The sequence below is a fragment of the Tabrizicola sp. genome (assembly GCF_034366665.1).
In the GTDB taxonomy this organism is placed as follows: Bacteria; Pseudomonadota; Alphaproteobacteria; order Rhodobacterales; family Rhodobacteraceae; genus Tabrizicola.
The window spans coordinates 1-13942 of sequence record NZ_JAXMMF010000114.1 but is presented as its reverse complement, the minus strand read 5'-3'; the positions used below and the strand labels follow the sequence as shown (position 1 = coordinate 13942).

Genomic DNA, 13942 nt, shown 5'->3' with positions numbered 1-13942 from the left:
GAAGGCAACGGCGGCCTGTTGCGTCCCGGCCTGCCGATCCAGACCATTCATGACGGCGAAACCCAGGCGCATGTCCCGCTGCGGCTGTCGGTGATGGTCGAGGCCCCGATCGACGCGATGACCCAGATCCTGCGCAAGCATGACGGCGTCCGGCAGCTGTTCGACAACGGCTGGCTCCACCTGTTTGCTCTGCAAGAGGGGCGTGTCGCGGCGCGTTATCTGCCGGGCCTCAGGTGGGATACCGGTGCGGCAGTCACCGGCCTGGCCGCCTGACCGCGCCCGGCAAAGGTCCCCGCTAAAGCGGCGCCCACATCGCAGCACGGCGGTCGGCCAGCAGGTCCTTCAGGCCGGGGTCAGGTTCGATGACCCCGGTCGGGACGGCGGGGGCCTGCAGACAGGCCAGCGGAGCGCCCGCGGCCACAGCGGCAAGGCGGCTTGCACCACGGGGGCCGGCCATGTCGGCCCCCTCGATCAGGCTGACCGGCCGGTCCAGCGCCGTGGCCAGCAGCGACAGCCAAAGCGCGCTGCGGGTCCCGCCGCCAACAACGGTGAAGCGTTCAGGCCGAACGCCGACTTCCTTCTGCGCGGCAATGCAGTCGGAGAACTGGAAGGCCACGCCCTCCATCGTCGCATAGGCCAGCATGGCGGGGGTGACGCCAGGATGCAGCCCGGTGATGCGCCCCGTCATGTCGGGGCGATTCAGGGGGGTGCGGATGCCGGTCAGACAGGGCAGGAAGAGCGGGGCCGTGGCAGGCCCTTCAGCCGCCACGAAGGCCGTGGCCTCGGCGTCCAGATCGGGAACCATCCGCCCGGTCAGCTGGCCGACCCAATCCAGGCTGGCCGTCGCCGACATGACGACCCCCATCGAAAGGTACACATCGGGCACCACATGGGCCGAGGTCAGGATCGCCCGCTCTGGCCCCGGATGAAAGGCCGCGTCAACGATGCAGGCCACGCCCGAGGTGCCGATGGTCAGAACCGCATCGCCCGGCCGCGCGCCCCCTGCCCCCAGCGTCGACCCCATGTTGTCGCCCGCCCCCGCCGCGACCGACACCGGGCCGGTCATGCCCCAGCGCGCCAGAAGCGCAGGTGTCAGCCGCCCCGCTTCGGCCCAGCTCTTCAGAACCGGAGGCAGACAACCAGGGTCCCAGCCCACCGCCGCACACAAGGCCGGGTCCCACTGCCCCGAGGCCACGTCCAGAAGCTGCGTGCCGCCCGCGTCCGAGGGTTCGGTCGCAACCTCGCCCGTCAGCGCCAGGCGGACATAGTCCTTGGTCAGCAGCAGCATCCGCGCCCGGTCCATGAGCGCGGGCTCATGTTTGCGCAGCCACATCAGCTTTGGCGCAGTGATGCCGGGATCGGGCGTGCCGTTCGTCCGCCGCCCGATGTCCGGGACCGCCGCCAGCAGCTCGGCACATTCGGCCAGTGCGCGCTGGTCGTTCCACAGCATCGCCGGGCGAAGGGGCTTCAGGTCCCCGTCCAGGATCAGCGCGGCCAGCATCTGGCCCGAAAGCCCGATGCCGCGGACTGCCGCCATCTCCCTTGGGGCGCTCGCCGCCAGCCGGTCAAGGCAGGCATAGACGGTCGAGACCCACACATCGGCGTCCTGCTCGGAATATCCCACTTTCGGGCGGCTGACCGCCACCGGCTCTGCCGCCACCGCGACGACCCGCGAAAGGTCCTCGATCAGCACCGCCTTGATGCCCGATGTCCCAAGGTCGATCCCGATATGCATCAGACCCGCTCCAACAGGGCGCGGGCGGTGGTCTCGTCGGTCACCAGCGTGTTGACGACCCCGCGCTTCAGCACGGCGCGCACCACCGAAACCTTGTGCGGCCCCCCGGCGGCAAGGATGACGTTGGGGATGTCGGCCAGGTCATCCAGGCCGATGCCGATGACGCGCTCATTGATCGGATGCGCGATGGGCTGGCCTTCGGCGTCGATCACCACGCCCAACACGTCGCCCACCGCCCCCAGCGCGCGCAGGTCGTCCATCGTCACGTCGCCAGGCAACCCGTCGCGCATCAGCAGCGAGGCCTTCGAGATATCCCCCGCCGCCATTGCCAGCGCATCGACCCCGCGCAGCTTTTCCAACACCTCGCGGAACACGTCGAGCTGCATGATCGTGTCGCGGCTTTCGCGGCTGCCGGCATACAGCGGCGCGGTGAAATAGCTGTGCTGCGCGCCCACCAGATCAGCCAGCCGCGTGGTGATCTCGAAGCTGTTGAGGTCCGACCCGCGTGTCAGGCCGCCCATGACGCTGATCACCTCAAGGTCCGGGCGTTCCATCGCCGCCACGAAGCGGGTGGCGATGTTCAGCGTGCCGCCCCAGGACATGCCGAAGAGCCGCACTTTGGGGTCGGTCAGCACCTCGGAGAGCAGGTTGCCCAGGGCGGCACCGACGATCATCTGAACATCGCGCGGCTCCATCGGGGCCGGGGCCACATAGGCCTGACGCAACCCGAACCTGGCGCGCAGCGCGGCCTCCAGTTCCGCGCAGGCCGCGAAGGCGGTGTTGAAGGTGATACGGACAAGGCCCCGGGCGGTGGCCTCGGACAGGGCCTTGTTCACACGCAGCCGGGTGGCCCCCAGCTTTTCGGCGACCTTCTCCTGCGTCAGGCCCTCGACGTGATAGGCCCAGGCGACCTGCGCCAGAAAACGCTCCTCGGTGTCGATCTGCGGAAGCTTCGGTGCGCGCGCCATCTGGACCCTACTTCACGGCCCCCATCGTCAGGCCCCGGACAAGGTGTTTTGACGCCAGAAGCGCAAAGATCAAGACGGGGACAACGATCAGCGTCGAGGTCGCCATGATCTTTCCGTAGGGCACGTCGTAGCCTTCCATGAAAGTTACCGCCATCGCAGGCGCGGTCTTGGCGGCCTTGGGGGCCAGGATGTAGGCAAAGAGAAGCTCGTTCCAGCTGAAGATGAAGGACAGGATGCTGCTGACCGCTACGCCGGGCATCGCCAAGGGCAGGCAGATCGAGCGGAAGATGCGCCACTGGCTTGCGCCCTCCAGCATCGCCGCCTCGTCCAACTCGCGGGGGATCGACCGGAACTGGTCGGTGCAGATCCAGATCACGATGGGCAGAGTGAAGGTCAGATACATCAGGATCAGCGCCAGGTGCGTATCGCGCAGGCCAAGCTCGCGGCTGATCAGGAAGACCGGAAAGGCCAGCACCACCGGGCTGACGAACCGGTTGGTGATGAACCAGAACCACAGGTCGGTCTTGCCGCGAAACTCGAACCTGGCCAGCGCATAGGCGGCGGGAGTTCCAAGCCCGACGGCCAGCGTGGTGGTGCAGACCGCGACGATGATCGAGTTGATGAGGGCGGGGCCGACCTTGTCGACGAACAGGACCTCCCAGTAGTTCGCCAGCGTGGGCGTGAACCACCAGACCGGCGGGGATTCCAGGGCGACGACCTGGGTCTTCAGGCTGGTGGTGACCATCCAGTAGAACGGAAACACGCAGAAAAGGCCGATGAGGAGGAGAAGCAGGCCTTCGCCCCAGAGGCTGCGGCGTTGGATGGGGGCGGCCATCAGCGTGCCTCCCGGTGGGGCTCATCGCTTCCTTGCGGTGTGCAGGAAGTGCGGCCATGTCAGCGGACCTCGCGGTAGAAGAGACGGATATAGAGGCGGGCGAGGACAATGGTGATCGCCAGCATGATGATCGACTGCGCAGCGGCCATGCCGATGTCGAACTGCCGGTTGCCGACACGCTCGATCAGGACCGCGATGAACTCGGTCGCGGACCCCGGCCCGCCCCGTGTCATGGTGAAGGGCATGTCGAAGAGCTTCAACGTATCGGCGGTGCGCAGGATCAGGACGGCCACAAGGCTGGGGATCAGGAACGGGAGTTGCACATAGCGCAGGACGGTCCAGTTCGACTTCGTTTCCAGCTTTGCGGCCTCTTCGATCTCGGGCGGGACGGTAGAGAGGCCTGCGAGGAGGACCAGCGCCACGAAGGGGGTCCATTGCCAGATGTCCCACATCACGACGGCAATGAATGCATTTGTCGGATCGCCGATGAAATTGATCGAATCGACACCCACCCAACCCAGCATCTGGTTGATGACGCCGTATTTCTGGTTCAGCATCACCTGCGCCAGAAGGCCTACCACGGCGTAGGTCGTGGCCATCGGGAGGACGAGGCTTAGTCGGGTCAGCGTCTTCCAGAAGGTCAGCCCGGGCCGATGCAGGACCAGCGCGATCAGAAGGCCCAGCGCGATCTGGATCGGCACCGCGATGAGGAACAAAAGCCCCGTCCGTCCCATCGCCTGCCAGAAAACCGGGTCGGTCAGGACGGCGGCGTAATTCTCCAACCCCACGAAACGTTGTTGCGCCAGTTTGGTCAGGTTGAAGTAGTGCAGGCTTTTCCAGACCGCATACAAGAGCGGCGCGATGCCCACGATGGCCAGCGCCGCGACGGCGGGGCCAAGGAAGGCGGCAAGAGTGCGCCGGGGCACACGGAAGGTCATCGGGTCCCTCGTTTCGGGTCTGCGGGTAGTGTGGCCCCCGCCGTTCGGACGGGGGCCTTGAGTGCCCGAAGGCACGTCTCCTGGGAGGAGATTACAGCGACTGACTTACTGGGCCAGCGGCTTCTTGCCGTCGTAGTACCCGGCCTCGGCAAGGACGGCTTCCATCTTCTCGCCGATCATCTTCGAGCCCTCTTCGATGCTGACTTCACCCAGCATCATCTTGGTGCCCCATTCCTGCACGATCTCGGTGATCGCGGGCCATTCGGCAAAGCGCGGACGGAACTCCGGCACGCCTTCCTTCCAACTTTCGACCAGCGCCGGGATGAACTTGAACGTCTCGGCCAGCGCCGGATCGGCATAGGCCGACTGCCGCGCCGGGACGCCGCCCATCTCCAGATACTTGCCCGCGTTGGCCTTCGAGGTCACCCACTGGATAAACAGCCACCCCGCCGCCTTTTCGGCGTCATCCGCCTGGGTCGCCACCGCCAGTGAGAAGCCGCCCAGCGCCGGTTTCCGGCCCGCCGGTCCCGTCGGTTCCGGAGCGATTTCAACGCAGTCCGCGACTTTCGAGGTGTCGGGGCTGACCACGGTCGAATAGAAGGCCGACCATTCGGTGATCATCGCGACGTCACCCTGCGCGAAAGCGTTCACCGTCTCGGCATGGTCATAGGCGACGATGCCTTCGGGCATGAACTTCATCAGGTCCTGGCGGAACTGAAGACCGGCCTGAGACTCAGGCGACAGCAGGTTCGACTTGAACTCGGCGTTCAGGAAGCTGCCGCCGAAGGGCCACAGGAACCGCGCAAAGCTGTCGGCGGACTGCGTCTCATTGCGCTTGGACTGCAGCGCATAGGCGTATTTGCCGTCCTTGGTCAGGGCCGGGCCGTAGGTGTCCATCACCTCTTGCCAGGTGGCCGGGGGCTTGTCGAAACCGGCGTCTGCCAGCATGCAGCGGTTGTAGAACAGCAGGCCCGAATAGTTGTCGAAGGGCAGCCCGTAGTTCACCCCGTTCCACGACCCGAAGGCGTCCAGCACCAGCGGGAAGAAGTCGGCCATGTCCAGTTCGGGATCGGCCAGTTCCGGGTTGTTGATGAAGGTCTCGGAGGGGACGACCCAGCCGTTTTCGGCGAAGTTGCCCATCCAGACAAGGTCGATCAGCGCGATGTCGAGGTCACCTCCGGCCACGAAGTCGCGCACCTGTTCACCCAGCGCGTTCTCGTACGGCACGGTGGTGTAGTTGACCTTGATGCCGGTCGCCGCCTCGAATTCCGGCAGCATCTGGATCGCGGCGTTATAGCCCGGACGGTCCAGGAACAGCACTTCCAGTTCGGTCCCGGCATAGGGCTTGGCGGCCTCTTCCAGCGACCAGGCCTGCGCCGCGCCGGTCAATGCGGCAAGCGACGCGGAGGCCAGCGCAAGGGCGCTGACGTGCGACTTGAGTTTCATTGTAACCTCCCTAAGGTTCAGCGTTGCAGAGTTGACTTCCATTTGTAACGCTGCACATATAAATGTATCGAAACCGGAGCGAGTCAACCGGAAAATCACAGTCAGCGTCACAGTGAGGGCGCAAGGGAAGGGGTCGGCATGGCCGAGGTCAGGCTGTCAGGCGTCAACAAGTTCTACGGCGGCGCGCAGGCGCTGCATTCCGTCTCGCTGGACATTGCGGATGGCGAATTCGCGGTCTTCGTCGGGCCATCCGGCTGCGGCAAGTCCACCCTCCTGCGGTCCATCGCTGGTCTGGAGGAGATCAGTGGTGGCACGGTCCATATCGGCGACCGCGACGTGACCCGCATTGCCCCGTCTGACCGTGACGTGGCGATGGTCTTTCAGTCCTACGCGCTTTACCCGCACATGACCGTGCGCGAGAACATGGATTTCGGGATGAAGGTCAACAACTTCCCCCCCGACGACCGCAAGCGCCGCATCGCCGAGGCCGCGCGCATCCTGCAACTGGAACCCTACCTTGACCGCAAGCCCGGCCAGCTCTCTGGCGGCCAGCGCCAGCGCGTCGCCATCGGGCGGGCCATCGTCAAGGAACCCAAGGTCTTCCTCTTTGACGAGCCGCTGTCGAACCTTGACGCCAAGCTGCGCGTCCAGATGCGGGTGGAGCTTGAGGCGCTGCACCGCGACCTCAAGGCCACGATGATCTATGTCACCCACGACCAGGTCGAGGCGATGACGATGGCCGACAAGATCGTGGTCCTGAACGCAGGGAAGATCGAACAGGTCGGCCCGCCGATGGAGCTGTATAACCGCCCGGCAACCGAGTTCGTCGCGGGGTTCATCGGGGCCCCGGCGATGAATTTCCTTGGCGTGCAGGTGCAGGGCGGACAGGCGATGGTGGAAGGCGTGGCGCTCGGGGCCGCCCCTGACAGCTCGGTCAAGCTGGGCATCCGGCCCGAGCATGTTGCCTTGCGCCCAGCCGGACAGGGCCAGTTGCAGGCAACGGTCACCATCTGCGAAACGCTGGGCGGCGACGCCTATCTTTACGTCCGCCTTGCCGGGGGCGAGACGCTGGTCGTCCGCGCCGAGGGGGACACGGCGCTGGACCACGGGGCGGTCGTCGGTCTGGACTTCCCGCCCGCACGCCTGCACCACTTTGCGGCGGATGGGCGGACGCTCGCTTCGGGTGGAGTGCCAAGATGACAGGACCGGACCTGATTGGCGATGCGGTCGCCCGGTCGCAAAGCGTGATGGAAGTGCTGATCGGCTGCGGGGTTCTGGCCGATGTGGGCGCGGTCTACCGACGCCGGTTTGGCCCGGGCGATGCCTGCATCATCGCCGACGAAAACACCTGGGCCGCTGCCGGTGCGGCGGTCGAACGATCATTGCAAGCCGCCGGGATCACGACCCGGACGCATATCCTGCCCGCCACACCCCGCCCGAAACCGACGGTCGAACTTGCCACCCAGTTGCGCGACATTCTGGAAGAGGATGACTCGGCGCCGGTCGCGGTCGGGTCTGGCGTGGTAAACGATCTGGTCAAGCATGCGGCCTTCGCGCTGGGGCGCGACTACCTTTGTGTGGCGACCGCGGCCAGCATGGATGGCTACACTTCCGCTGGAGCGCCCCTGTCCGAGAAAGGCTTCAAGAAGACCATTCCCTGCCGTCCGGCACGGGCCCTGGTGGCAGACCTTGACGTCATCGCCGCCGCCCCGGCCGAGATGACCGGCTGGGGCTATGGCGACCTTGCCGGGAAGGTTCCGGCGGGCGGCGACTGGATCATCGCGGACGCCCTGGGGATCGAAGCCATCGACGCTATCGCCTGGCCGATGGTCCAGAACGGACTCGACGGCTGGCTCTCGCAGCCCGACCGGATCGCGGCGGGCGACCGGGATGCGGTCGAGGGGTTGTTCCTTGGCCTTACCCTTGTCGGACTTGCGATGGAGGCACATGGCTCCTCACGTCCTGCCAGTGGCGCAGATCACCAGATCGCGCATCTGTGGGAAATGGACGACCTGCACCACGGCGGCGAAAGGGTCAGCCACGGGGCCTGTGTGGCGGTTGGCACAATGACGGCGCTGCGGATGTACGACTGGCTGCTGGCCCAGGACCTGACCACTCTGGACCCCAGCCTCCGCGCCGCCGATGCACCAAGCCTGGCCGCCAAGGAAGCCGAGATCCGCGACCGCTTCGGCCCTGGTGAGATCGCTGACCGCGCCATCGTCGAGACCCGCACCAAGCATGTCGAAGGCGCGGCTCTGCAAGCCCGCCTGACCCGGCTGCGTGACGTGTGGCCTGACCTTTCCGCCCGGCTGCGCGCCCGGCTCTGGACCGCCGACCGCATGGCGCAGCACCTTGCCCGCGCGGGCGCTCCGGTTCAGGCGGCGGACATTGGCGTCGATCCGGCCTACCTTTACCGCACGATCCTGAAGGCCCGCTTCCTGCGCAGCAGATACACGATCCTCGACCTGCTGGACGAGGTCGGGCTTCTGGATCAAGCTGCCGTTGCCGCCCTGCCGGGGGCGGCGCAGTCCAGGGTGGGCACATGACGCTTTCCGACCTTGCCACCCGCGCGGCTGCGGAAATCCGCGACGCCGTGGCCGCCATGGACCCCGCCGCTATGGAGGGGATGGTCACCGAACTCGCCCAGGCGAAACGGGTCGTCTGCTACGGCGTCGGACGCGAGGGGCTGATGATGCGGGCGCTCGCCATGCGGCTGTATCACCTCGGCCTCGATGCGCATGTGGTGGGCGACATGTCCTGCCCGCCGGTCGGCGCGGGGGACCTGCTGGTCGTCAGCGCAGGCCCGGGCGGGTTCTCCACGGTCGACGGGCTGATCGGCGTCGCGCGCATGGCCGGTGCCCGCATCGCCTGCGTCACCGCGCAACCCTACGGCAGCGCCCCCCAGGCCGCCGACCGTGTGTTCCTGATCCCGGCCCAGACGATGGCGAACGACCAGGGCGGCCAGGCCACCTCGGTCCTGCCGATGGGGTCCCTGTTTGAAGGCGCGCAGTATCTTGCGTTCGAGTTGCTGGTTCTGGCCCTGCGCGACCGCCTGGCCGTGGACCCGCAGGCGATGCGCGCCCGCCATACCAACCTGGAGTAACCCATGTCCTGGCAGGACCGATTTTCGCTTGCAGGCCGCAAGGCGCTGATCACCGGCGCCTCGAAAGGGATCGGGGCCGAGATCGCCCGGGTCTTCGCCGAGGCCGGGGCCGACATCGTCGCCCTTGGCCGGGACGAGGCGGACCTTGCCTCCACCGCCGACGCCGTCCGCGCCCAGGGCCGCCGCTGTCTGACCCTGGTGGCCGAAATGGCCAACCCGACCGAGCCGGTCGAGGCCTGTAAGCGCGCCCTGACCGAATGGGGCACCATCGATATCCTGGTGAACTCGGCCGGGATCGCCAACGTGGCCCCCGCCGTGGACTTCACGACCGAGGACTGGGACCGCATGATGGCCGTGAACCTTCGTGCGCCCTTCCTGACCGCCCGCACGCTGGCCCCCGCGATGATCGCGCAAGCTTGGGGGAAGGTGATCAACATCTCCTCCCAGACCGGGGTCATCGCGCTGGATGACCATGCGGCCTATGCGTCCTCGAAGGGCGGCCTTAACGCGCTGACGAAATCGCTTTGCGCCGAATGGGCGCGTCACAACGTGCAGGTCAACGCGATCTGCCCCACGGTGGTGATGACCCCGATGGGGGTAGAGGTCTGGGGCAAGCCCGAAAAGGGCGACCCTTTCCGCAACGCCACCCCCGCCCGCCGCTTTGCCGAGCCCGTGGAAGTGGCCGATGCCGCGCTTTATCTCGCCTCCGACGCCTCCAGCATGGTCAACGGGGCGCTTCTGATGGTCGAAGGCGGGTTCACCAGTGTCTGACGTCTCTCTCGATGCCGGCGCGGGCGACATGCTGTCGGACGCCCGTTCCGCTTTTGCCCGCTACGAACAGATCCGCCCCCGCCTGCCACAGGCGCGTTTCCCGACGCAGTCGCTGCACCTGCCTTCGTTGGAAGAGGTGGCCGATCATGTCGATGGCTTCCTGCTGGATGCCTTCGGGGTCCTGAACGTCGGCGACACGGCGATCCCCGGCGCGGTGGAACGCCTTCGTGCGCTGCGGGCACGGGGCAAGCGGCTGGCAGTCCTGACCAACGCCGCCAGCTACACCCGCGCGCAGCTGCTGGCCAAGTATCACCGCCTGGGCTTCGACTTCACCGCAGATGAGGTCGTCGCCTCACGCGATGTCGCCGTGGCGCGGCTGGAGACGATCGCCCCCGGTGCCACCTGGGCCGCCATCGCGGCGGAAGGCGATACCTTCGCCGACATCCCCGCACGGCTGGTGGACGCGGTAGCCGATCCTTCGGCACTTCGGACTGCGGACGGGGTCCTGTTCCTGTCCACCGCGCGCTGGACCCCTGCCCTGCAGGCCACCCTGATCTCAGCCCTGCTGCAGCGCCCGCGCCCCCTGGTCATCGCCAACCCCGACCTCGTTGCACCCCGGGAAGGCGGGCTGACGCTGGAGCCGGGCCTTTTCGGCAATGCCCTTCTTGACGAGGTGCAAGTCCGGACGCATTGGTTCGGCAAACCCTTCCCCGAGGCTTTCGCGGAAGGCATCGCCCGCACCGGCCTGCCCGCCGGACGCCTGGCGATGGTGGGCGACACGCTGCACACCGACGTCCTTGGCGGCGCGGCGGCGGGCTGTCGCAGCGTCCTTGTCACCGATCACGGCCTTTTCGCCGGGCTGGACGTCCACCCCTTCATCACAGCCTCCGGCATGACCCCAGACTTCATCATCGGCAGCATTTAAGGACGACAGCGCCGGATCATCCGACCGCGCGAATAGCGGTCAACGCTGGACCCTGGTTCAACCGAAGGTGACTTGCGGAACGGGCCTCGCACCTCGATTGTGCAGCGGATGAACCGAAGAAGGCCTTGCCTTGTCTTCCGCCGGGTTAAGTCCAACGCAGGACCTTCGTCCGCACTGCAGCAACTTCGGATGTCCGGTCCCGGCAGCACGGGCCGCAGCCGATCAGGAAAGGCCTTTGGATGAAGCTTGGCGTCCAGCTTCTTGTCGTCGCACTGCTTGGCGCGGTGGCCGTTCCGGTCTCGGCCCGATTTGTCCCTGGCACGCATCCCTGGCTGGACCGCATCGGCCTTTTGGGTCCGCTGACGACAGCCGGGCTGGTCAAGGTCGACGAACAGGAAGAGGGCCGCCCCGGCCAGGGCGCGCGCGGGGCTGGTGAGGTGCCCGTGATGGCCCTGCCGGTAACGACCCAGTCAATGCAGGACGTGCTGTCCGTCATCGGCTCGGGCCAGGGCGCGCAGGCGGCCGACCTTGCCTTCAGCGTCACGGGCCGGATCACCGAAATTCCGGTCGCGCCCGGCGACCGGGTCGAGGCCGGGACCGTCATCGCCCAGCTTGATGCCGCGGGCGCGCAGCTGTCGGTCGACCGCGCCCGGCTGGTGCTGGAGGACGCACAGCGCACCGTCGACCGGCTGGGCCAGCTGGCCCAATCCGGCACCGCCACCTCGCTGCAACGGCAAGAGGCCGAACTGGCCCTGCGCACCGCCGAACTGGAACTGCAGATCGCCGAACGCACCCTGGCCGACCACCAGCTTCTGGCCCCGATCCCGGGCGTTGTGGGCCTGATCCAGCCCCAACCGGGGGATCTTGTCACCCCCGCCACGGTCATCACCCGGATCGAGGACCGCTCTACCCTGATCCTGGACTTTCGGGTGCCCGAACGCCTGGCCCCCCTGATCCAGCTGGGCGATACGGTCAGCGCCGCGGCGGCCTCGCTTCCTGACAGCACGGTCGAAGGCAGGATCACCGCGGTCGACAACCGCGTCGACGAGGCCAGCCGCACCCTGCGCGTCAAGGCCAGCATCGCCAATCCTGGCGACCGCCTGCGCGCCGGCATGGCCTTCCGCATCGACCTTGCCTTCACCGGCGCCAGCTATCCGGCAGTCGATCCCCTGTCGATCCAGTGGGGCTCGGACGGGGCCTATGTCTGGGTCGTGCGCGAGGCAAAGGCGGCGCGGCTGCCCGTCAGCATCATGCAGCGCAACGCCGACTTCGTGCTGGTCGAGGGCGACTTCGCGCCCGGCGACCTGGTGGTGACCGAAGGCGTCAACCTCTTGCGCCCCGGGTCGGCCGTCACCGTCACCCCACCGCGGAGCTGACGCGATGACCCCCGCCTCCGCGTCCCAACGCGTCGCCCTTTTCGTCCGCCGCCCCGTGCTGGCCTTCGTGCTGAACGCGCTGATCGTCATCGCGGGTCTTGCCGCGCTGCTTGGCGTCGATGTGCGCGAGCTTCCGGCGGTAGAACGGCCCGTCGTGTCGATCTCGACCGACTATTCGGGTGCGGCCCCCGAAACCATCGACCGCGAGGTCACGGCGGTCGTGGAAGGCGCGGCCAGCCGGATTCCGGGGGTTGAGACGATCTCGTCTTCTTCCCGCTTCGGCTCCAGCCGGGTGACGGTCGAATTCCAGGACGGTGTCGATCTGGACATCGCCGCCACCGACCTGCGCGATGCCGTGGCGCGGCTGGCAGGCTCCCTGCCCGACGGGGCGGATGCACCGCGCGTCGTCAAGTCCGACGCGGACTCTGACGCGATCCTGCGCATCGCCGTCACTTCGTCCAAACGCACCGCCGACGAATTGACCGCCCTGGTCAGCGATCTGGCCGAGGCCCGCCTGCTGGCTGCCCCGGGCGTGGCCGACCTGCAGATTTTCGGCGACCGCGAACTGGCCTTCCGGGTGGACATCGACCTGGTGCAACTTGCCGCGCGCGGGCTGACCGTGGCCGACCTGCGCGCCGTCCTGGCCAATGTCGCGCAGGAAGCGCCCGCGGGGACCCTCAGCTCGGACCGCCAGACGCTGCAGGTCCGCACCACGGCGGCCATCGCCACCGCCGAAGAGATCGAGGCCCTGACCATCGCCGGAGACGTGCGTCTGGGCGACGTGGCGCAAGTGACACTTGGCCCAGAACCCGGTGCCTCGGTCCTGCGCGCCAATGGCGAGACCGGGATCGGCCTTGGCATCATCCGGCAGGCCAACGGCAACTCGCTGGCGATTTCGGCCGCCGTTCGGAAGGTGGTGGCCGACCTCCAGCCGCTTCTGCCCGAGGACGTGCAGATGTATGTCACCTCGGACAGCGCCGACTTCATCCAGGGCGCGATCCACGAGGTTGAACTGGCGCTGGTCCTGTCGGTCCTGATCGTGACGGCGGTGATCTACCTTTTCCTGCGCGACGCGCGGGCGACACTGATCCCGGTCGTGGCGATTCCGGTGGCGATGATCGGCACGCTTGCCGCGATCTGGCTGGTCGGGTTTTCCATCAACATCATGACCTTGCTGGCTCTGGTGCTTGCCACGGGGATCGTGGTCGATGACGCCATCGTCGTCCTGGAAAACATCGTTCGCCGCCGGTCCGAAGGCATGGGTGCGCGCGCCGCTGCTGTCCTTGGGGCCGAACAGGTGTTCTTCGCCGTCCTTGCCACCACCGTGACCCTGGCGGCCGTGTTCATCCCGCTGTCCTTCCTGCCTGGCCAGACCGGCGGGCTTTTCCGCGAATTCGGCTTCACGCTGGCAATCGCGGTCCTCTTGTCCTCGGTCACCGCGCTCACGCTCTGCCCGGTGCTGGCCGCGCGGCTGTTGCGGCCGCATGTGGAAAAGCGCGGCTGGCTGGACCGGGTCGGCGACGCGCTGTCGGGCGCCTATGCCTGGACCCTGCGCCGCTGCCTGAACGCGCCCCTGGTCGCGGTCGCCGTGGCCCTTCTGTTCGCGGCCCTGGGCTTTGCGACCTTCACCACCCTGCGCCAGGAACTGACCCCGACCGAGGATCGCTCGGTGATCCTTCTGTCGGTTTCCGCCCCGCAGGGCGTGGCGCTGGAGTATACCGACGGCAAGATGCGCGAGATCGAAGCGCTGGTCGAACCCCTGCGCGCTTCGGGCGAGGTGGCCAGCGTCTTCGCCATCGCCGGCAACGGGGGCGGCAGCCGCGGCTTCATGGTGCTGACCCTGGC

The 13942-nt window shown here is 67.3% G+C and carries 13 protein-coding genes; 8 read left to right on the top strand and 5 right to left on the bottom strand.

Going from position 1 to position 13942, the window contains the following annotated elements:
• On the top strand, window positions 1-273 hold a 273-nt coding region (locus U1E69_RS15930), incomplete at its 5' end, for a putative inorganic carbon transporter subunit DabA (protein WP_322245378.1).
• A 22-nt stretch (window positions 274-295) separates the two neighbouring features.
• On the opposite strand, the gene xylB is transcribed toward U1E69_RS15930, so the two are convergent.
• From xylB to U1E69_RS15905, 5 genes are all read right to left on the bottom strand, one after another.
• The gene (gene xylB / locus U1E69_RS15925; protein ID WP_322245376.1) at window positions 296-1735 is read right to left on the bottom strand and encodes a xylulokinase; all 1440 of its coding nucleotides are present in this window, start codon (window positions 1733-1735) and stop codon (window positions 296-298) included.
• Window positions 1735-2703, bottom strand: coding sequence for a sugar-binding transcriptional regulator (locus U1E69_RS15920; RefSeq protein WP_322245375.1), 969 nt, complete (start codon window positions 2701-2703; stop codon window positions 1735-1737). The genes xylB and U1E69_RS15920 overlap by 1 nt, the downstream gene beginning before the upstream one ends.
• 7 nt (window positions 2704-2710) lie before the next feature.
• Window positions 2711-3538 carry a carbohydrate ABC transporter permease gene (locus tag U1E69_RS15915; protein WP_322245374.1) on the bottom strand — a complete coding sequence of 276 codons (828 nt, stop codon included), beginning with the start codon at window positions 3536-3538 and terminating at the stop codon, window positions 2711-2713.
• A gap of 59 nt (window positions 3539-3597) precedes the next feature.
• Window positions 3598-4476 (bottom strand): sugar ABC transporter permease, encoded by an 879-nt coding sequence (locus U1E69_RS15910; protein ID WP_322245373.1) that lies wholly within the window; start codon window positions 4474-4476, stop codon window positions 3598-3600.
• A gap of 105 nt (window positions 4477-4581) precedes the next feature.
• A complete protein-coding gene (locus tag U1E69_RS15905; RefSeq protein ID WP_322245372.1) occupies window positions 4582-5922 on the bottom strand; it encodes a sugar ABC transporter substrate-binding protein in 1341 nt (446 codons plus the stop codon).
• Between the two features lie 138 nt (window positions 5923-6060).
• On the opposite strand from U1E69_RS15905, the gene U1E69_RS15900 reads away from it, so the two are divergent.
• The 7 genes from U1E69_RS15900 to U1E69_RS15870 all read left to right on the top strand — a co-directional run.
• Window positions 6061-7122, top strand: a complete 1062-nt coding sequence (locus U1E69_RS15900) for a sn-glycerol-3-phosphate ABC transporter ATP-binding protein UgpC (protein ID WP_322245370.1) — start codon at window positions 6061-6063, stop codon at window positions 7120-7122.
• On the top strand, window positions 7119-8468 hold the full coding sequence (locus tag U1E69_RS15895) for a sn-glycerol-1-phosphate dehydrogenase (protein WP_322245367.1): 1350 nt from the start codon (window positions 7119-7121) through the stop codon (window positions 8466-8468). The genes U1E69_RS15900 and U1E69_RS15895 overlap by 4 nt, the downstream gene beginning before the upstream one ends.
• Window positions 8465-9025, top strand: coding sequence for an SIS domain-containing protein (locus U1E69_RS15890; protein WP_322245365.1), 561 nt, complete (start codon window positions 8465-8467; stop codon window positions 9023-9025). Before U1E69_RS15895 ends, U1E69_RS15890 begins: the two co-directional genes overlap by 4 nt.
• A 3-nt stretch (window positions 9026-9028) precedes the next feature.
• On the top strand, window positions 9029-9796 hold the full coding sequence (locus tag U1E69_RS15885; RefSeq protein WP_322245364.1) for a glucose 1-dehydrogenase: 768 nt from the start codon (window positions 9029-9031) through the stop codon (window positions 9794-9796).
• Window positions 9789-10721, top strand: coding sequence for an HAD-IIA family hydrolase (locus U1E69_RS15880; protein WP_322245363.1), 933 nt, complete (start codon window positions 9789-9791; stop codon window positions 10719-10721). The genes U1E69_RS15885 and U1E69_RS15880 overlap by 8 nt, the downstream gene beginning before the upstream one ends.
• Before the next feature lie 239 nt (window positions 10722-10960).
• Window positions 10961-12097 carry an efflux RND transporter periplasmic adaptor subunit gene (locus U1E69_RS15875; protein WP_322245361.1) on the top strand — a complete coding sequence of 379 codons (1137 nt, stop codon included), beginning with the start codon at window positions 10961-10963 and terminating at the stop codon, window positions 12095-12097.
• A gap of 4 nt (window positions 12098-12101) precedes the next feature.
• A partial coding sequence (locus U1E69_RS15870; protein WP_322245359.1) for an efflux RND transporter permease subunit occupies window positions 12102-13942 on the top strand: 1841 nt, incomplete at its 3' end.